Here is a 17996-nt window from a genome sequence, read left to right as displayed (position 1 = left end):
CTGAGGTTTGGGGGGGTGCGCCCCCCCCCGCCCCCCCCCCACCGCACAATCGGGAAGCCGGCTTCCAGGCGATCTCGCACGCCCCGGCGGAGCCGGGGCCAAAAATACAGCCGGGGCCAAAATTACCGCTTGTAGAGCGCGTCGATGTCGGAAGCGTAGTTCTTGTTGACGACGTTGCGCTTGAGCTTGAGCGAGGGCGTGATCTCGCCGCTCGCCTCGGTGAAGTCCTTGGCCAGCACGGTGAACTTCTTGATCGCCTCGGCGTGGGAGACCTGTTTGTTGGCCTCGTCGACCGCCGTCTGGATCTCCTTGAGCAGGTCCTGGTCGGCGGCCAGGTCGGAGACGGTGGCCTGCGCGGGCTTGCCGTGCTGGGTCTTCCAGGACGGGAAGAACTCCTCGTCGATCGTGACCAGCGCGGCGATGAACGGCCGCTGGTCGCCGACCACCATGGCCTGGCTGATCAGCGGTGAGGCCTTCATCGTGTCCTCGAGGCCCGACGGCGCGACGTTCTTGCCGCCGGCCGTCACGATGATCTCCTTCTTGCGGCCGGTGATCTTGAGGAAGCCCTCGTCGTCGAGCTCGCCGAGGTCGCCGGTGTGGAACCAGCCGTCGGTGAGCGACTCGGCGGTCGCGGCGGGGTTGTTGTAGTACGCGCCGAACACCACGGTGCCCTTGAGCAGGATCTCGCCGTCTTCGGCGATGCGCACGGACGTGCCCGCCACGGGCTTGCCGACGGTGCCCACGCGGAACGCCGTCTTGGTGCTGACGGCCGCGGCGGCCGAGGTCTCGGTGAGGCCGTAGCCCTCGAACACCGGCACGCCGATGCCGCGGAAGAAGTGGGCCAGGCGCACGCCCAGCGGGGCGCCGCCGGACACCGCGGCGACACAGCGGCCGCCCAGCGCCGCGCGCAGCTTGCTGTACACGAGCTTGTCGAACACCAGGTGCTTGGCGCGCAGCCCGAACGAGACGGTGCCCTTGTCCGTCGCCTGGCTGTACTCGACCGCGGTGGCCTCGGCGGCGTCGAAGATCTTGCCCTTGCCCTCGCTGTGGGCCTTCTGCTTGGCCGAGTTGTAGACCTTCTCGAACACGCGCGGCACGGCGACCACGAACGTCGGCCGGAACGTGCCGAGGTCCGCGACGAGGTTCTTCACGTCCGGCGTGTGGCCCAGCGTCACGCGGGCCGACAGCGCGGTCACGGCGATCGCGCGGGCCAGGATGTGGGCCAGCGGCAGGAAGCACAGCAGCGAGTTGCCCTGCTCCATGAGCTCGGGGAACGCCTCGATGTCGGCACGGATCTCGGCCAGCAGGTTGCGGTGCGTCAGCTCGACGCCCTTCGGCCGGCCCGTGGTGCCCGAGGTGTAGACGATCGTGGCCAGCTCGCCCGCGCTGACCTCGCGGCGGCGCGCGTGCAGGTCCTCGTCGGTGACCTCGGCGCCGAGCGCGGTGAGCTCGTCGACCGCGGGGGAGGCGCCTTCGATCTGCCAGGTGTGGCGCAGCGTGGTGAGCCGGTCGCGGATCGCGTCCACGGACCCGTGGTGCGTGTCGGTCTCTACCAGCACGGCCTTGGCGGCCGAGTCGGACAGGATCCAATGCACCTGCTCGGGCGACGACGTCTCGTAGATCGGCACGGTGACGGCGCCCGCGGCCCAGATCGCGAAGTCGATCAGCGTCCACTCGTAGCGGGTCTTCGACATCAGCGCGACGCGGTCACCGTGGCCGATGCCGGCGGCGATCAGGCCCTTGGCGACGGCCGCGACCTGGTCGGCGAAGTCCTTGGCCGTCACGTCCAGCCAGGTGCCCTCCACCTGCCGGCGGAAGCTCACGACGTCGGAGAACCGCTCGGCGTTCGCCCAGACGACGTCGGCCAGGTTCTCGTCGTCGGTCACCGGCTTCCCGGCGGGGGCGCTGTATTCGCGCACGTGGACCTCCGTGTTCGACGCGTGCGGGGTTACCCGCCGGTCAACTTAGCTTGCCGTAGACCTTAAGACCACGCCGCGCCGACCCGCCGTACGAGGTCGTGACATTCTGCGCCTGTGAACCCCGGACCACCCGCTCTCGATCTCGTGGACGAGACCTTCATCGTGGTTCCGCCGAGCACGATCGCCGCGGCGTTCGCCGACCCGGGCGCCTGGCGGCGGTATTGGCCGGACCTTTCCCTTCAGGTGTACACCGACCGTGGCGACAAGGGTTTGCGCTGGACCGTGACGGGTGCGCTCGTCGGTACGATGGAGGTCTGGCTGGAACCTGTGCTCGACGGCACCGTGCTGCACTACTTCTTGCGCGCGACGCCCGCCGGCCCCGGCGGTGCGCCGCGGACCCTGACTCCGCGTGAGCTGCGCCGGGAGTTCGACCGGCGGGCCCGCGCGGCGAAGCACCTCGCACTGGAGCTCAAGCACGTCCTCGAGGACGGGCGCGAGCCCGGGATCCCGCCGCGGGCCGAAGACCTTGAGACCACCGACCTCGAGGCCACTGACTAGGAGGGTCTTGTGCGGGTTCACGTCGTTTCGGACGTGCACGGCAATGCCGACGCGCTGAAGCGGGCGGGTGAAGGGGCCGACGCGCTGGTCGTGCTCGGCGACCTGCTGGACTTCGTCGACTACCGCGAGCACGACAAGGGCATCATGGGCGCCCTGTTCGGTGCGGACAAGGTGGCGCAGTTCGCGCGCCTGCGCCGCGAGGGCACCCGCGACGAGACCGTGGCCTACTCGCGCACGCTGTGGGCCACGCTCGACGACCCGGCCTCGGCCGTGGACGAGGCCATGCGCGAGCAGTACGCCACGCTCTTCGCCTCGATGACCGCGCCGACCTACGCCACGCCCGGCAACGTCGACTCGCCCGACCTGTGGCCGGAGTTCGTCGGCGACGGCGTGCAGGTGCTCGACGGCGAGGTCACCATCATCGGCGGTCTGCGCTTCGGGTTCGTCGGGGGAGCGGTGCTGCCGGAAGGCGTGGTGCCGCGGCCGCGCAAGGGCGCCGCGTGGCGGCCCTACCTGCGGGCCCGTGAGGAGTTCGACGAGGGCGTGGCCAAGCTGTCGGACGTCGACGTTCTCTGCACGCACATCCCGCCGGCGGTGGCCGAGCTGACCTACGACGTGGTCGCGCGACGCGCCGAGCTGGGCTCGCGGGCGCTGCTGGAGCTCATCCGCGAGCAGAGGCCGCGCTGGTCGGTGTTCGGCCATGTGCACCAGCCGCTGGCCTCTCGGCGGCGGCTCGGTCACACCGAGTGCCGTAACGTGGGTCACTTCAAGGAGACCGGGCAGCCGTACGTGCTGCGCTGGTGACGCGACTCTCCGGCTACGCTTCGTCCCATGGCCGAGCAGTCCACGCAGTCCATCGAGGTCGACGCCGAGCCCCAACGGGTGATGACGGTGATCGCCGACTTCCCCGCGTACCCGGAGTGGGCCAAGGCCGTCCAGGAGGTCGAGGTGCTGGGCACCGACGACGCCGGGCGGGCCAAGCAGGTGAAGCTGACCCTGGACGCCGGGCCGATCAAGGACGTCTACACGCTCGAGTACGACTGGGACACGACCGGGCTCGGCGTGAGCTGGCGCCTGGTCAAGGGCCAGATGCAGAAGGCGCAGAACGGCCGCTACGCACTCGAAGCGCTGCGCGACGGGCGCACGAAGGTCACCTACACGCTCGCGGTCGAGCTGGCGCTGCCGATGATCGGCCTGCTCCGGCGCAAGGCCGAGAAGATGGTGATGGACACGGCGCTCAAGGAGCTGAAGCGACGGGCCGAAGGCTAGGCGACATGCGGATCCTGCTGTTCACCGGCAAGGGGGGTGTCGGGAAGACCACGCTCGCCGCGGCCACCGCCACCGCCCTCGCCGGGCGCGGCAGGAAGACCCTCGTGGTCTCCACCGACCCGGCGCACTCCCTCGGCGACGCGTTCGGCGCGGCGCTGGGTTCGGAGCCGTCCGAAGTGGACGAGCGCCGCGACGGCTCGCCCGCCGGCCTCTGGGCCGCCCAGGTGGACTCCCGCGCGCTGGCCGACCGGACGTGGCACGAGCTGCGCGACCAGCTGCGGACGCTGCTGGCCGGCGCCGGGCTCGAAACGCTCGACGCCGAGGAGCTGACGGTGCTCCCGGGTGTCGACGAGCTGCTCGCCCTCGGCGAGGTACAGCGGCTGGCCGGGCACGGGCCGTGGGACACCGTGGTGGTCGACTGCGGTCCGACCGCCGAGACGCTGCGCCTGCTGGCGTTGCCCGAGGCCGTCGCGGGGTACCTGAACAAGGCCTACGGCCGCCGCGGCCGGGTCGCCGGTTCCGTGCGGCGGCTGGGCGCGCACCTGGACTCGCTGCGCGAGCTGCTCACCGACCGGTCCGTGACCACCGTGCGGCTGGTCCTCACACCGGAGCGCGTGGTCGTCGCGGAAGCCCGCCGCACGCTCACGTCGCTGGCCCTGCGCGGCATCGCCGTCGACGGGCTGATCGCCAACCGCCTGATGCCCGCGCCCGGGTTCTGGCGCGGTTCGGCGGCCACCTGGCTGCGCACGCGGCGCGCCCAGCAGGACGCCGTGCTGGCCGAGCTCGCGGCCGCCGGTTTCGGGCCGGCCGACCTCGCGCGCGTCGAGCACCGGGCGAGCGAACCGGTGGGCGCCGAGGCGCTCGCCGAGCTGGCCCGCGAGCTCTACGGCACGCGGGATCCCTTGTCCGGCACCAGAAAGCCCGTAACTCCGCTGCTGCAGGTGACGCCGGAGGCCGACGGTTTCCGGCTGCGTGTCGCGATCCCGCTGCTGCGGGAGGCCGACGTGGACCTCGCCCGCGTCGACGACGACTTGGCGATCACCGTGGACGGCTTCCGCAGGCTGATCGCCCTGCCGGAGACGCTGCGGCCGTGCCGGATCACCGGCGCGGAATCCGATGCGGGCGGCCTGGTCATCAGCCTGGCCGGGAACCGGGGTCGCGCGTGAGCGAACAGGACGAGCCCGGGTACGGGGCCGAAGGCCTGCGGCTGGCGGAGGAGATCCGCCTGCTCGTGGAGCTGGTGGTCGAGCGCGCCGCGCCGTGGCTGGAAGGGCTGATGGCCGCCGGGCACGGCCGGGACGAGGTCCACGAGACGTCCCACGACACCGAGCCGGGCGCTGCGGGGGCTTCGGGGACTGCGGGGTTTTCGGGGTGCGGCTGGTGCCCGTTGTGTGCGATCGTCGCCGTCGTGCGAGGTGAACGGCCGGAGTTCGCCGCCCGGCTGCTGGAGCAGGCGGCGCAACTGGTGGCGTTGCTGCGGGCGGTGCTCGCGGACCGCTGGGAGCCCGACGAGGGTGTGCACATGCCGGGCTTCCGGCCCGCGCCCAAACCTGCGCCCAGCCCCGCGGACGACCCGGGAGCCGCTGCCCGGGTGCAGCACATCGCCGTCCGCAAGCGGGAAGACTGGCGGCCGGAGCAGGAGAACTGAGTGCTGACGATAGGGGTGGACGTCGGCGGCACGAGCGTGCGCGCCGGTGTGGTGGACGAGCGGGGATCGCTCCTGGACACCACACGCGTCGGGACACCGAGTGAAGAGAACGCGCTCGAGGACGCCATCGCGGGCGTCGTCGAGGACCTGCGCAACCGCCACGACGTCGCCGCCGTGGGGCTGGCCGTGGCCGGTTTCGTGGCGCGCGACCGCCGGTCGGTGATGTTCGCGCCGCACCTCGCGTGGCGCGACGCGCCGGTGGCCGACCGCATCGAGAAGCGCGTGGGCCTGCCGGTGACGCTGGAGCACGACGTGAACTCGGCCGTGGTCGGCGAGCACCGCTTCGGCGCGGCCCGCGGCGCGCAGGTGGCGGCGCTGGTCGCGCTCGGCACCGGCATCGGCGCCGGGCTGCTGCTCGACGGCGAGATCTACCGCGGCGCCTACGGCGTCGCTCCCGAGCTGGGCCACCTCACCGTGGTGCCGGGCGGACGCGCGTGCCCGTGCGGCAAGTACGGCTGCTGGGAGCGCTACTGCAGCGGCACGGCGCTGGCCGCCACCGCCGTCGAGCTGCTGGCCCGCTACCCGGGCCGCTCCACGGTCCTTTCGCGCGAGGTCGCGGGCGACCCGGGTTCGGTCACGGGCCGCCGCGTCGCCGGCGCCGCCCGCGACGGCGACCCCATCGCGCTGCGGGCGATGGCCGAGCTGGCCAAGTGGCTGGGCGAGGGCCTCGCGCTGGTCGCCGACGTGTTCGACCCCGAGATCATCGTGATCGGCGGCGGCGTGTCCGAGTCGGCGCCAATGTTCCTCGACGAGGCGCGTGAGCACTACGCGGGCGCCATCACGGGCGCGCGGTACCGGCCGCTGGCCCGCATCCGCACGGCCCACCTCGGCGACGACACGGCGATCGTCGGCGCCGCCGCGCTGGCTTTGGACGCGGCGAAGGCGCCGGTCGCCGAAGTCGCCGGCTGAGTTCTGAAACGAAGGTGCCCCCAGCACCGTCGGGATGCTGGGGGCACGTTCATCGCATGGTCAGAACCGCTTTGTCAGAGGCGTTCCAGGAACGCCCGCCAGGCATCGCCGCCGAGCAGCAGGGTGCCGCCGTCGCGATCCTTCGAATCGCGCACACCGGCCTGCTCGGAGAGCGTGCTCACCTCAACGCACTCGCCCTGACTTCCGCTGTACGACGACGTCCGCCAGACAAGCGTGCGCACTTCGACGCACTCTCCCTGATTACCGCTGTACGACGACGTCCGCCAAGCACCTTCGTTCATCCAGTCCGCTCCAACTCATCCGCGATCTCCGCGATGAGCCGCGCCGAAGCAACAGCACCCACCGCGTCACGACGGATCTTGTCCGCCGCGTCCAGGTAGTCCTTGATGTCACGCGCGTTGGTCAGCGTAGACGACGAACGGTAGTGCTCGACGTGGACCACAGTCGTCGCGTCCGAGCGCATCAAGACAAATCCGCCTTCTCTCGAAGGGTGATATCCGAGCCGGAACGGCATGACTTGGATCGAGATGTGCGGCAGCGCGGCAACCTCGCAAAGGTCTCGTAGCTGCCGGATCGCGATATCGCGGGGACAGGCCGGATAGCGGATCGCCTGCTCGCCCATGATGGCTTCGAACCGCGTGCTGCCGGCCAGATAAGTCTTTCGCCGCGCCATCCGCAGTTTGAGCCGGTCCTCGATCCCGACTTCCGTGCTCGATCCTCCGACCATCACGGCGTGGGCGTACTCCTCGGTCTGCAATGGACCGGGGATCACCGATGGCTGGAATGCGAAGATGCTGTTCGCCACTGATTCGTATTCGGTGACGACCGCGAGGTCTCGCGCGATGCCGGGAATCAGCCAGTTCGGGTCGGCTCCGTCGCGGAAGAGGCGAAGCGCCTCGATGGTCTCTTCGCTGGTGGCGCCGGTGACCGTCAAAGTGCGTTCGAGTTCGGCCTGCTCTTCGAAGCCGAGTTCGCCGCGCTCGCGTCGCGAAATATGTGAGTGTGACCGGTTGACCGACGCCGCCACCTGCGGCTGGGAAAGCCCGGCACGCTTGCGAATCCTGCGCAACAGTGCGCCGAGTTCGACCTGCCGGGGTGTCGCGCGTGTGCTGGGCATGCACAAAATCTACCAGAAACGGTGCACCTCATTCGGGTGCATCTAACAAGTTTGCTTGAAAACTGTGCATGCACAGGCCACCATCTCAGGGGTAGCGATACAGCAGATCCAGGGGAGGGCTTCATGTACGTGTGGCAACAGGCGGCAGGTCAGCGTCACGCGAGAGCGGCTGTGCACCACGGGTCCCTCGACGCCGGGGCGACGTTCGCTGCCTTGTGCGGCGCGGAGCCGACCGTGGGGGGAGAACGACGTCCACCGCCCCGGCAACCCCTGGCTCGACCCGACCTGCCCGAGCTGCGACACGGCGTTCCGCCGCGCGTTGGGCATTCCGGCCCCGCGGCCGACCACCGGCTCGCTGCGCAAGGCGTTCTCGAAGGTGCAGGGCTGATCCATGACCGCACGACTCCGCGTCGCCGGTGACCCGCAAGACGAGTCCGGTGCCGCGGCAGCGGACGCCGCGCACAGCTCTCCGGCCGCACCTGCCGGAGACGCCACGACCCCTGCCGCCACGTCGGGTGGTGGCAGGGCCGGCGCGTCCCGGAGCACTCGTGAACCTCGGCCGAGTGCCCCGGGACTCACCACCGGTGACCAGCGCATGCTGCAGGAACTCCTGGACTCGGCCGACGCCGTGACCTACGGGCTGTCGATCCGCCTGGCGGGAGTCGTCTGGCGGCTCAGGGAAAACCGGCCGCCGAGCCGGCTCGAACTGGAAGTCCTGCGCAAGCGCGCGGCCCGGCTGAAGGACAACCTCGACGCCTGCGCCGCGTTCGTCGCGGAACGGCTCAGCGAACGCGGCTGACGATCAACCGGCGATCACCCGGCGATCACCTGAGGATCACGGCTGAGCGCCTGACGGCCAAGACCGACGATCACGGTTGCCCACCAGGAGGCTGCGTCCGGCGGGCTTCCTGTGGAAGGCTGGCCGGGTGACGCCGATGACCGCCAACCGGTTCGTGCGGTGTTCGTGCGGGCGGCTGCACTGGGGTGCGCACGGCGCGGCCGGGCTGCTCCTGTCCGATCCCGCACGCGGGGTGCTGCTGCAGCGGCGCGCCTGGTGGGTGCACAACGGCAGCACCTGGGCCCTGCCCGGCGGCGCACTGGAGACGGGCGAGACCGTGCGCGAGGCGGCGGCCCGCGAGGCGTGGGAAGAGGCCGACGTGCCGAAGACCGCGTTCCGCGCGTTGTCGGCGTCGGTGCTCGATCACGGAACCTGGCGCTACACCACTGTGCTCGGCGTCGCCGACAGCGCGCTCGACGCGCGGGTGGCCAACCAGGAGAGCGCCGAGCTGCGGTGGGTCGCGCCCGAAGACGTGGCCGAGCTGCCGTTGCACCGTGACTTCGCCGAATCGTGGCCAGGGCTGCGGGTACAGCTCGACCGCGAGCTCGTGCTGATCGTCGACGGCGCCAACGTCGTCGGCTCCCGTCCCGACGGCTGGTGGCGCGACCGTCGCGGCGCTGCCGAGCGACTGCGGGACCGGCTGGCGCTGCTGGCCGAGCGCGGGATCGCCGACGCCGTCGCGGGGATCGGCGCCGGGCCGACGTGGGAGTGGTGGCCGCGCGTGGTCCTCGTCGTCGAAGGCCAGGCGCGCGGCGTCGAACCGGTGCCTGGCGTCGAGATCGCGACGGCTCCCGCCGACGGTGATTCCCACATCGTCGAGGTCACCGCCCAGGCCCGGCCGGGCGACCAGGTCGTGGTGGTCACGGCCGACCGCGAGCTGCGGTCCCGGGTCACCGCGCTGGGCGCGTCGATCATGGGTCCGGGCACGCTGCTGCGCGAGCTGGACGCCGGTTAACGCGCGATCCCGTCGCGCATCTCCGCGACCAGCGACGCGACGACGGCTTTCAGCGAACCGTTGTGCTGCTTGGCCACTGCGCGCTGGCGCCGGTAGCTCGGCCCGTACTTCAGGATCGTCTCGACGTCACGCAGCTCCGCCACGCAGTCGAGCCGCCGCGCGACGGGTTCGAGCTTCTCCAGCAGGTCGGTGACGTCGTCGGTGACGAGCCGCTCGCGGCCGGCCGCGTCGAGGATGATGATCGCGTCCGTGCCGTAGCGCGCGGCACGCCATTTGTTCTCCTGTACGTGCCACGGGGGCAACGCCGGGAGCTGCTCGCCGTGGTCGAGGCGCGTGCTGAAGTCCTCGACGAGGCACTGTGTCAGCGCGGCGATCGCGCCGACCTCCTCCAGCGTCGGCAGGCCGTCGCACACGCGCATCTCGATCGTGCCGAAGTGCGGCGCGGGCCGGATGTCCCAGCGGATCTCGGAGAAGTGGTCGATCACGCCCGTCGTGAACATGTCCGCCACGTAGCGCTCCAGCTCCGCCCACTCGCGGAACTGGAACGGCAGCCCGGCCGTGGGCAGCTGCTGGAACATCAGCGCGCGGTTCGACGCGTAGCCCGTGTCCTCCGCGCCCCAATACGGCGAAGACGCGGAAAGCGCCTGCAGGTGCGGTGCGTAGTTGAGCAGCGCGTCGAGCACCGGCAGCACCTTGTCGCGGTGGTCGAGGCCGACGTGCACGTGGACGCCGTAGATCAGCATCTGCCGGCCCCACCACTGGGTGCGGTCGATCAGCTTGGCGTAGCGCGCCTTGTCGGTCACCTTCTGCCGGTACCAGTTGGAGAACGGGTGCGTGCCCGCCGAGAACAGCTCCACGCCCAGCGGGTCGGTGACCTTGTGCACGACGTCGAGCGACTCGGCCAGGTCGGCCTTCACCTCGGCGACGGTGGTGCAGACGCCGCTGATCACCTCGATGGTGTTGAGCAGCAGCTCCTGCTTGATCTTGGGGTGCTCGTCGGCGCCGTCGGGGCGCACCGCGTCGAGGATCCGTTCCGCGACCGAGGCCAGCTCGCCGCTGCGCAGGTCCACCAGGGCCAGCTCCCACTCCGCACCGATCGTCGAACGGCGCGAAGGACTGAAGTCGATCCGCATACCCGCCCGGTCAGACCTGGGCGCCGTTGGTCGGGTCGGCACCCGGCGGCGGGCCCTGGCGCACCCGCAGCAGCAGAAGCGCGATGGCGGTGGCGAGCGCGAGGATCCCCAGCGGCGTCGCCAGCGCGGGCCCGACGCCGATCAGGTTCGGCACGATCAGCAGGAGCAGCCCCACCACGAAGAACAGCAGCACCACGAACGCGCCCTTGCGCGGGCGCGGCAGCGGCGGCGGCTCCGGCGGCACGAAGTGCTCGTCGTCCTCGGCCGGGTCGTCGCTGAACATCGTGGCGTCCCACGTGGCGCCGCCCGTGCGCCAGTTGTCGGTCTCGGGTGCCTTCTCGGGCTTGTCGGGCTTCGTATCGGTCTTGGCGGCCGGCGGCGGGGGCGGGTCGCCCGCCTGCTCGCCCGCGGTGTCGTCGGCGAGCTCGAGCGCGTCCTCTTCGAGGAACAAGCCCACGCCCTCGGCACGCAGGTCGGCCACGATCTCGGCGAACGTGGCGTCGACGTCCTCGGGTCCGTCCGTGCCTTTCCCCCGGGTCATCAGGCACCCACCTGTCCCGCCCGCAGCGACCGGGCGAAGTCGACACTGCGGCCGAAGATCAGTTCCGCGTCGTTGTCCTGCGTCGCGACGTGGAAGCTGTTCTCGAGCACCACCTCGGTCACGTCCGTGCTGGCGACGCCGGCCAGCACGATCCGCGAGTTCTCGGGCTCCACCACGTGGTCGACAGCGGAGTGCAGCAGCAGCACCGGCTGCGTGACCTTGCCCAGGTCGGCGCGCACGAGCTTCCACAGGCGCGCCAAGCTCGCGGCGGCGCGCACCGGCGTGCGCGGGTAGGCCAGCTCCGTCACCCCGGGTTTGGCGATGTCGTTGGCGATCGCGGGGATCGACGGGATCACGCGCGCGAGCAGCGGCAGCAGCTTCGCGTCGGCGCTCAGCCGCGTGACCGACGGGTTGACCAGCACGATCCCGGCGATCCGGTCGCCGAACTCCTCGGCGAGGCGCAGCGTGAGCGTGCCGCCCATCGACAACCCGCCGACGAACACCGTGTCGTTCTCGGCCAGCAGGGCGAGCAGCTCCTCGCGGACGGCGCCGTACCAGTCCTCCCACGTGGTCCGGTTCAGGTCCTGCCAGCGCGTGCCGTGTCCGGGCAGCAGTGGGCAGCGCACGCTGAACCCGGCTGCGGCCAGGTGGTCGCCCCAAGCCCGCAGCCCGGCCGGCGTCCCGGTGAAGCCGTGGCACAGCAGGAACCCGGCCCCGGAGGAACCGGTGTGGGCGAACGGTTCCGCGCCGGCGAGCACGCCCATGACGAACGCCCTTCCGATCGAAGCGGTCTAGGTCTTCCATGCTCTCACGGTCGAGTGGTCTTGTGGGGCCCCGGCCGGTGCCCGGAACTGCCTGGTACCGCTGTGAGATCGATCGCTGCCACCCAGTAGCGGCTCGTCCCGCATTGTGCGCACACCGTCGGGTTTCGTAGGCTTGACCATTGGGAACGATCGTTGAGCCTAGGGAAGGACTGGCGCGCGGTGCTGTACTGGCTCATGAAGTTCGTCTTCATCGGACCACTGCTCAAGTTGCTGTGGCCGACGAAAGTCGTCGGCGCCGAGAACATCCCGGAGGACGGCGGCGCGATCCTCGCCGGCAACCACCTGGCGGTCGCCGACTCGTTCTTCATGCCGATCCGCGTGAAACGCAAGGTCACGTTCCCGGCGAAGTCGGAGTATTTCACCGAGCCGGGCCTCAAGGGCCTGCTCAAGAAGTGGTTCTTCACCGGCGTCGGGCAGTTCCCCATCGACCGCTCCAGCGGCAACGCGGCGCAGGCCGCGCTCGACACCGCCATCCGGCTCGTGAAGCAGGGCCACCTGCTCGGCATCTACCCCGAGGGCACGCGCTCGCCCGACGGCCGCCTCTACAAGGGCAAGACCGGCGTCGCCCGCATTGCCCTGGAGTCGAAGGGCGTGGTCGTGCCCGTTGCCATGATCGGCACGGAGAAGGTCAACCCCATCGGCTCCAAGATGTGGTGGCCGCGCCGCCTCGAGATCCGCTTCGGCGCCCCGCTCGACTTCTCCCGCTACGACGGCCTGGCCGGCGACCGCTTCATCGAGCGCTCGATCACCGACGAGATCATGTACGCCCTGATGGAGCTCTCGGGCCAGGAGTACGTGGACATCTACGCGGCGAAGGCCAAGGAGCTGCTCGCCGCCGAGGCGTCCGGCGCCAAGCCGAAGGTCCCCGCACAGCCTTCGGGTCGCGACGCCGACCGGGTGCCCGACAGCAAAGTCGGCTAGCCCACTAGGGTTCACCGGTGCGTTTCTTCTACGACACCGAGTTCATCGAGGACGGCGTGACGATCGACCTGGTTTCGATCGGTGTCGTCGACGAGCGCGGCCGCGAGTTCTACGCCGTGTCGACCGACTTCGACCCCGCCAAGGCGGGTCCGTGGGTGCGCGACAACGTGCTGCCGAAGCTGCCCTCGCCCGCGGACCGGGCCTGGCGCAGCCGCGAGAAGATTCGTACCGACCTGCTGGAGTTCTTCGGCAAGCCCCCGGGCGGCATCGAGCTGTGGGCCTGGTTCGCGGCCTACGACCACGTCGCGCTGGCCCAACTGTGGGGCCCGATGCCCGCGTTGCCGCGCCAGCTGCCCCGCTTCACGCGCGACCTGCGCCAACGCTGGGAAGACGCGGGGAAGCCGAAGCTGCCCCTGGCGCCCACGGACCAGCACGATGCGCTTGCCGACGCGAAACACAACCTGCAACGCTGGGAAGTGATCGAACCGGCGTTCCGGCGCCGCTGAGGGTTTTTCTGGGGGCTGGGGTGCGCCGTGTTTTGTCGTGGCTGGCGGTGGTGGTTCTCGTCGGTGGCCTGGTCACAGCCGCCGCGGCACCTGGTTCGGATCCGGCGCGCGATTATCTGCTGAACGCTCTCGCCTTGCTTCGCGCGCACTCGATCGACCGGGACACCGTCGACTGGCCGGCCGCCGAGGCCGAGGCCCTGCGCGAAATCGCCGGGGTGACCGCGCCGGCGGGCACGTACTCGGCGATCCGCAACGTGATCGCCGAGCTGGGCAACCCGCACACGATCCTGCTCAGCCCGACGCAGGCCCGCCCGCCCGCCGCGCAGACCATCGAGGTGCCGAGCAGCTCGACCACCGGCGACCTGGCAGTGCTGACTGTTCCCCGGTTCGTTTTGGACCCGGCCGCCGAGCACCGGTACATCGCCGCAGGGGAAGCCGCACTCCGCTCTGCTGACGCGAGCCGTCCGTGCGGCTGGATCGTGGACCTCCGCCGCAACGACGGTGGGGACATGTTCCCCATGCTCACGGTCCTCGCGCCGCTGCTGGACGAAGGCAAGCTGTTCTCGTTCGAATGGCCTGGTGGCTCGCAGAGCGTGACCTTGTGGGCCGGCGAGGTCCTGGCCGGCGGCACACCCGTTGCGGCTGAAGCCAACCCGATGCGGCTGGCCCGCCAGCGGCCGCCGGTCGCCGTCCTCTCCTCTGCCCATACCGCCAGCTCAGGCGAGGCGACCCTCATCGCGTTCCGCGGGCTCGCTCGCGCCCGAACCTTCGGCCAGCCCACCGCGGGCTTCGCGACCGGCAACGAGGTCTTCCACCTGAGCGACGGCGCCGAACTGGTGATCACGACCGCGCGCGACGTCGACCGGACCGGCCGCGTCTACGGCAACATTCCGATCGCCCCCGACCACCCACTGCCCGCGGCCGCGACCACCGACGAGGTGATCGCGGCCGCGTCAGCGTGGCTGCACACCCCGCCCGGCTGTACCCGCTGACCGAACCGCTCAGCGACGCGCCCGCACCGCACCCGCCAGCGTGTCCAGCAGATCCGCCGTCGTGTCCCAGTCCAGGCACGCGTCCGTGATCGACTGCCCGTAAGTGAGCTCCGAAGCTTGCCCCAGCACCAGCTTCTGGGCGCCCGCCGCCAGGAAGCTCTCCATCATCAGCCCGACGATCCCGCGCTCACCCGCAGCAATCCGCGAGGCCAGCTCCAGCACGACCTCGCGGGAGCGAACGTGGTCCTTGTTGCTGTTGCCGTGGCTCGCGTCGATGATCACGCGCTCCGGCAGGCCCGACTTGGCGAGCCGGCCGAGCGTCTCGGTCACCGAGGCGGCGTCGTAGTTCGGGCCCTGCGAGCTGCCGCGCAGGATCACGTGGCAGTCGGGGTTGCCCGAGGTGGTCAGCAGCGCCGCGAGGCCGTCGACGTTGATGCCCGGGAACACGTGCGACGCGGCGGCCGCGCGCGTGGCGTCCACCGCTACCTGGATGTCGCCCTCCACCGAGTTCTTGATGCCCACCGGCATCGACAGCGCGCTGCACATCTGGCGGTGCACCTGGCTCGCGGCTGTGCGCGCGCCGATCGAGCCCCACGTGACGATGTCGGCGATGAACTGCGGCGTGATCGGGTCCAGGAACTCACAGCCCACCGGCAGGCCGAGCGCCGACACGTCGAGCAGCAGCTTGCGGGCCAGGCGCAGGCCCTTGTTCACGGCGAAGGTGCCGTCGAGGTCGGGGTCGTTGATCAGGCCCTTCCAGCCCAGCGTGGTGCGCGGCTTCTCGAAGTACACGCGCATCACGATGTGCAGGTCGCCGCGCAGCTCGTCGGCCTTGGCGGCCAGCTTGTGGGCGTACTCGATCGCTGCTTCGGGGTCGTGGACCGAGCACGGACCCACGACCACGGCGAGGCGGTCGTCGCGGCCGTCGAGGATGTCGACGGTCTCGGTGCGGCCGGCGTGCACGACCTTCGCCACGGCGGCGTCCACGGGATGGTCTTCGCGCAGTAAGGCGGGGGAGATCAGCGGGCTGATCGACGTGGTGCGCTGGTTGTCGAGGGTGCTCGCGTCGGCGGGCCCGGCGGTCAGCTGCGGGGTGGTCACGGCGGGTGGTTCCTTCCTGGTGGACACCGACCCGCGGGAACTCGCCGAGCCGGTTTCGAATCCGGCTCGGGGGTGGGAAGTCAGCGCAGGTTCACGCGGCCGCACCCACCCGGGGCCGGCTTCGTAAACCAGAAATAGCGCTGCACGCCGATCAAGCTAGCACACGCGGCCACCGTGTGGGCACGAGGACCGATTGGCCAGGTGGTACGCCCTGCACCGATCCAGACGATTGCCGCTACTCTGGCGTCGAAATGTGACTGCGATCTCCAACGTGACGAAGACGGAGGAAAGAGATGCGTGTCGGTGTGCTGACGGGTGGCGGTGACTGCCCGGGCCTGAACGCGGTGATCCGCGCGGTGGTCCGCAAGGGCATCGAGGTGCACGGCTGGGAGTTCACCGGCTTCCGCAACGGGTGGCAGGGGCCGCTCACGGGCGAGAGCAAGCCGCTCGGCCTGCGCGACGTCGAGGACATCCTCACGCGCGGCGGCACGATCCTGCGCTCGTCGCGGACCAACCCGTACAAGGTCGAGGGCGGCGTCGACAAGATCAAGGCCGTGCTCGCCGAGCAGGAGATCGACGCGCTGATCGCGATCGGCGGCGAGGACACCCTCGGCGTCGCGAAGCGCCTGACCGACGACGGCATCGGCGTCGTCGGCGTGCCCAAGACGATCGACAACGACCTGGGCGCCACCGACTACACGTTCGGCTTCGACACCGCCGTCTCCATCGCGACCGAGGCGATCGACCGGCTGCACACCACGGCCGAGTCGCACCACCGCGCGCTGGTCGTGGAGGTCATGGGCCGCCACGCCGGCTGGATCGCCCTGCACTCCGGCCTGGCCGGCGGCGCGAGCGTGATCCTGGTGCCGGAGCGCCACTTCTCCGTCGACCAGGTCGTGGAGTGGGTCGAGCGCCGCTTCGAGAACGAGTACGCGCCGATCATCGTCGTCGCCGAGGGCGCGCTGCCCGAGGGCGGCGAGGAGAAGCTGGTCGCGGGCGAGAAGGATGCCTTCGGGCACGTCCGCCTCGGCGGCATCGGCACCTGGCTGGCCGACGAGATCGCGCACCGCACCGGCAAGGAGTCGCGCGCGGTCGTGCTCGGCCACGTGCAGCGCGGCGGCACCCCGACCGCCTACGACCGCGTGCTCGCCACCCGCTTCGGCCTGCACGCCGTGGACGCGGTGGCCGACGGCGACTTCGGCGTGATGGTGGCGCTGAAGGGCACCGACATCGTGCGCGTGAAGCTGTCGGAGGCGACCGCCGAGCTGAAGACGGTGCCGCTGGAGCGTTACGAAGAGGCCGAAGTCTTCTTCGGCTGAGTTTCTTCCGCGCCGGGTGGGGCCGGCCCCACCCGGCGCGCGGGGGACCGGATCCACTGTGGACAGTGTGTGGCGGACCGGCGGCTATCGGGCGCTCGTACGACGCCTAGGAGGCGGGCGCCTGCCACGGCGGCATCGTCCAGTCCCAGTGCGGCACCGGTTCGTCCGTGGCCGGTTCGGCTCCGGGCGCCGAGAACAGCACGGCCAGCCGACTGCCCCACTCCAGGTACCCGGCGAACGCGGCGCGGAACTCCGGGTCGGCGGGCAGGCCGGTCTCGTCGGCGGCGTCGAGCAGCAGCGATACCCACCGGCGGCGCTGCTCCTCGGTGATCCCGCGGCCGAGGTGCCGGCCGATCATGTGCGGGTGCCCGCCGTGGTGGGCGGTGTAGTCCGCCGGGCCGCCGAGTACCTCGCCGAGCCAGACCGCGACGTGCTCGGCATGGTGGGCGTCCATGCCGCGGAACACGGGTTCCAGCAGCGGGTCTTCGGGCACGTGGCGGTAGAAGACCTCGGTCAGGCGCCGGAGCGCGGGGCCGCCGCCGGCCCAGTCGTACAGCGTCGGCGGCCGGGCGCCGCCCTTGCCGGTGACGGCTGTCGGCTCGTAGTGGCGCATCTCGTCGAGGTCGCCGACGTAGTCGCGGATCGCCGCGAAGAACGGCGGGAAATGCGGGCCGCGGCGGAAACCCTCGAGGTGTGCCTCGGCCGAGGTCCAACGGATCGCGAGCACATAGCACGTAGGGTCTTCGGCGCAGCGGCTGAGGTCGTAGCCGACGCACTCGGGTGCCTTCGCGAGCGAGCCGGAAGCCTCGGCGTACGCGGCCTCGAACGCGGCCGCGCGGTCGGCCGGGATGGTGTAGCGCAGGTATTCCACAATCATCAGGCCAGCAGAGCGCACCCGGCCCGGCCGGGCAACCACTTACTTTTCGGTGCGTAGCGAGGAGGCCGTGATGGCGGGCAGGCGGTACTGGTGCCCGGTGGAGCTCACCGTCGACGTCATCGGCGGCCGGTGGAAGCCGGTGATCCTCGCGCACCTCAAAGAGGGCGTGCACCGCTACGGCGAATTGCGCCGCCTCATGCCGGGTATCAGCGAAAAGATGCTCACCCAGCAGCTGCGCGAGCTGACCACCGACGGCCTCGTCCACCGCCAAGCCCTCGACGGCCGCGTCCCCCGCGTCGAATACCGCCTCACCCCGGACGGCGAAGCCCTCGGGCCGGCGCTGACCGCCCTGTACGCCTGGGGCGAACGCCGCGCGGCGGCCACGGGGATCACGTTCGAGACACCTGCCTGACGCCTCGGGCCCGGTGCGCCGCACGGCCGTGCCGAGCCTCGGCACGAGCGGCGAGCGCCGCGAGGCCCAGAGCGCC

The 17996-nt window shown here is 70.9% G+C and carries 22 protein-coding genes; 14 read left to right on the top strand and 8 right to left on the bottom strand.

The window, feature by feature from the left end; genetic code table 11:
* Window positions 1-122 precede the first annotated feature (122 nt).
* Window positions 123-1919 (bottom strand): long-chain fatty acid--CoA ligase, encoded by a 1797-nt coding sequence (locus tag ABZU76_RS25550; protein ID WP_354873775.1) that lies wholly within the window; start codon window positions 1917-1919, stop codon window positions 123-125.
* Between the two features lie 114 nt (window positions 1920-2033).
* On the opposite strand from ABZU76_RS25550, the gene ABZU76_RS25545 reads away from it, so the two are divergent.
* From ABZU76_RS25545 to ABZU76_RS25520, 6 genes are read left to right on the top strand one after another with little or no spacing between them, the layout of a single operon-like run.
* Window positions 2034-2477, top strand: a complete 444-nt coding sequence (locus tag ABZU76_RS25545; RefSeq protein ID WP_354873773.1) for a polyketide cyclase / dehydrase and lipid transport — start codon at window positions 2034-2036, stop codon at window positions 2475-2477.
* 9 nt (window positions 2478-2486) lie between these two features.
* Window positions 2487-3281: a metallophosphoesterase gene (locus ABZU76_RS25540; RefSeq protein WP_354873771.1), complete on the top strand. Its 795-nt coding sequence runs from the start codon at window positions 2487-2489 to the stop codon at window positions 3279-3281.
* A gap of 27 nt (window positions 3282-3308) precedes the next feature.
* Window positions 3309-3746 carry an SRPBCC family protein gene (locus ABZU76_RS25535; RefSeq protein WP_354873769.1) on the top strand — a complete coding sequence of 146 codons (438 nt, stop codon included), beginning with the start codon at window positions 3309-3311 and terminating at the stop codon, window positions 3744-3746.
* A gap of 5 nt (window positions 3747-3751) precedes the next feature.
* The gene (locus ABZU76_RS25530; protein ID WP_354873767.1) at window positions 3752-4912 is read left to right on the top strand and encodes an ArsA family ATPase; all 1161 of its coding nucleotides are present in this window, start codon (window positions 3752-3754) and stop codon (window positions 4910-4912) included.
* A complete protein-coding gene (locus tag ABZU76_RS25525; RefSeq protein WP_354873765.1) occupies window positions 4909-5394 on the top strand; it encodes a hypothetical protein in 486 nt (161 codons plus the stop codon). Before ABZU76_RS25530 ends, ABZU76_RS25525 begins: the two co-directional genes overlap by 4 nt.
* Before the next feature lie 15 nt (window positions 5395-5409).
* A complete protein-coding gene (locus tag ABZU76_RS25520; protein WP_354873789.1) occupies window positions 5410-6363 on the top strand; it encodes an ROK family protein in 954 nt (317 codons plus the stop codon).
* 74 nt (window positions 6364-6437) lie between these two features.
* On the opposite strand, the gene ABZU76_RS25515 is transcribed toward ABZU76_RS25520, so the two are convergent.
* Window positions 6438-6665 (bottom strand): DUF397 domain-containing protein, encoded by a 228-nt coding sequence (locus tag ABZU76_RS25515; RefSeq protein ID WP_354873763.1) that lies wholly within the window; start codon window positions 6663-6665, stop codon window positions 6438-6440.
* On the bottom strand, window positions 6662-7501 hold the full coding sequence (locus ABZU76_RS25510) for a helix-turn-helix transcriptional regulator (protein ID WP_354873761.1): 840 nt from the start codon (window positions 7499-7501) through the stop codon (window positions 6662-6664). Before ABZU76_RS25510 ends, ABZU76_RS25515 begins: the two co-directional genes overlap by 4 nt.
* 123 nt (window positions 7502-7624) lie before the next feature.
* Here ABZU76_RS25510 and ABZU76_RS25505 point away from each other — a divergent pair, with 123 nt between their 5' ends.
* The 3 genes from ABZU76_RS25505 (at window position 7625) to ABZU76_RS25495 (ending at window position 9294) form a co-directional block, all read left to right on the top strand.
* Window positions 7625-7921 (top strand): zinc finger protein, encoded by a 297-nt coding sequence (locus ABZU76_RS25505; protein ID WP_354873759.1) that lies wholly within the window; start codon window positions 7625-7627, stop codon window positions 7919-7921.
* Entirely contained in the window at window positions 7893-8300 is a 408-nt protein-coding gene (locus ABZU76_RS25500) for a hypothetical protein (protein WP_354873758.1), read from the top strand. The genes ABZU76_RS25505 and ABZU76_RS25500 overlap by 29 nt, the downstream gene beginning before the upstream one ends.
* 136 nt (window positions 8301-8436) lie before the next feature.
* Window positions 8437-9294 (top strand): NUDIX domain-containing protein, encoded by an 858-nt coding sequence (locus ABZU76_RS25495; RefSeq protein ID WP_354873756.1) that lies wholly within the window; start codon window positions 8437-8439, stop codon window positions 9292-9294.
* On the opposite strand, the gene ABZU76_RS25490 is transcribed toward ABZU76_RS25495, so the two are convergent.
* The 3 genes from ABZU76_RS25490 to ABZU76_RS25480 are packed head-to-tail and all read right to left on the bottom strand — an operon-like array spanning window position 9291 to window position 11732.
* Window positions 9291-10427: a glutamate--cysteine ligase gene (locus ABZU76_RS25490; protein ID WP_354873754.1), complete on the bottom strand. Its 1137-nt coding sequence runs from the start codon at window positions 10425-10427 to the stop codon at window positions 9291-9293. The genes ABZU76_RS25495 and ABZU76_RS25490 overlap by 4 nt on opposite strands.
* Window positions 10428-10437: 10 nt before the next feature.
* Window positions 10438-10968 (bottom strand): hypothetical protein, encoded by a 531-nt coding sequence (locus ABZU76_RS25485; protein WP_354873752.1) that lies wholly within the window; start codon window positions 10966-10968, stop codon window positions 10438-10440.
* Window positions 10968-11732: an alpha/beta fold hydrolase gene (locus ABZU76_RS25480; RefSeq protein ID WP_354873750.1), complete on the bottom strand. Its 765-nt coding sequence runs from the start codon at window positions 11730-11732 to the stop codon at window positions 10968-10970. The genes ABZU76_RS25485 and ABZU76_RS25480 overlap by 1 nt, the downstream gene beginning before the upstream one ends.
* A 219-nt stretch (window positions 11733-11951) precedes the next feature.
* Here ABZU76_RS25480 and ABZU76_RS25475 point away from each other — a divergent pair, with 219 nt between their 5' ends.
* Genes ABZU76_RS25475 through ABZU76_RS25465 form a run of 3 tightly spaced genes read left to right on the top strand, consistent with a single transcriptional unit; the run spans window position 11952 to window position 14211 of the window.
* Entirely contained in the window at window positions 11952-12713 is a 762-nt protein-coding gene (locus ABZU76_RS25475; RefSeq protein ID WP_354873787.1) for a lysophospholipid acyltransferase family protein, read from the top strand.
* Window positions 12714-12730: 17 nt separating this feature from the next.
* Window positions 12731-13219 (top strand): polyadenylate-specific 3'-exoribonuclease AS, encoded by a 489-nt coding sequence (locus ABZU76_RS25470; protein ID WP_354873748.1) that lies wholly within the window; start codon window positions 12731-12733, stop codon window positions 13217-13219.
* Window positions 13220-13239: 20 nt separating this feature from the next.
* The gene (locus ABZU76_RS25465; RefSeq protein ID WP_354873746.1) at window positions 13240-14211 is read left to right on the top strand and encodes a S41 family peptidase; all 972 of its coding nucleotides are present in this window, start codon (window positions 13240-13242) and stop codon (window positions 14209-14211) included.
* 9 nt (window positions 14212-14220) lie between these two features.
* Here ABZU76_RS25465 and ABZU76_RS25460 read toward each other — a convergent pair whose 3' ends face one another.
* On the bottom strand, window positions 14221-15312 hold the full coding sequence (locus tag ABZU76_RS25460) for a 3-deoxy-7-phosphoheptulonate synthase (protein WP_354873744.1): 1092 nt from the start codon (window positions 15310-15312) through the stop codon (window positions 14221-14223).
* Between the two features lie 293 nt (window positions 15313-15605).
* Between ABZU76_RS25460 and ABZU76_RS25455 the strand changes: the two genes are divergently transcribed.
* Complete coding sequence (locus tag ABZU76_RS25455; protein ID WP_354873742.1) at window positions 15606-16631, top strand: 6-phosphofructokinase; 1026 nt, start codon at window positions 15606-15608, stop codon at window positions 16629-16631.
* Between the two features lie 106 nt (window positions 16632-16737).
* Here ABZU76_RS25455 and ABZU76_RS25450 read toward each other — a convergent pair whose 3' ends face one another.
* A complete protein-coding gene (locus ABZU76_RS25450; protein ID WP_354873740.1) occupies window positions 16738-17508 on the bottom strand; it encodes an antibiotic biosynthesis monooxygenase in 771 nt (256 codons plus the stop codon).
* A 70-nt stretch (window positions 17509-17578) separates the two neighbouring features.
* On the opposite strand from ABZU76_RS25450, the gene ABZU76_RS25445 reads away from it, so the two are divergent.
* Window positions 17579-17920: a helix-turn-helix domain-containing protein gene (locus ABZU76_RS25445; protein WP_354873738.1), complete on the top strand. Its 342-nt coding sequence runs from the start codon at window positions 17579-17581 to the stop codon at window positions 17918-17920.
* Window positions 17921-17996: the final 76 nt, after the last annotated feature.

This window comes from Amycolatopsis sp. NPDC005232 (assembly GCF_040607795.1).
Taxonomy (GTDB): domain Bacteria; phylum Actinomycetota; class Actinomycetes; order Mycobacteriales; family Pseudonocardiaceae; genus Amycolatopsis.
The sequence above is the reverse complement of the archived record's forward strand: the minus strand, read 5'-3'. Positions and strand labels throughout refer to the sequence as shown.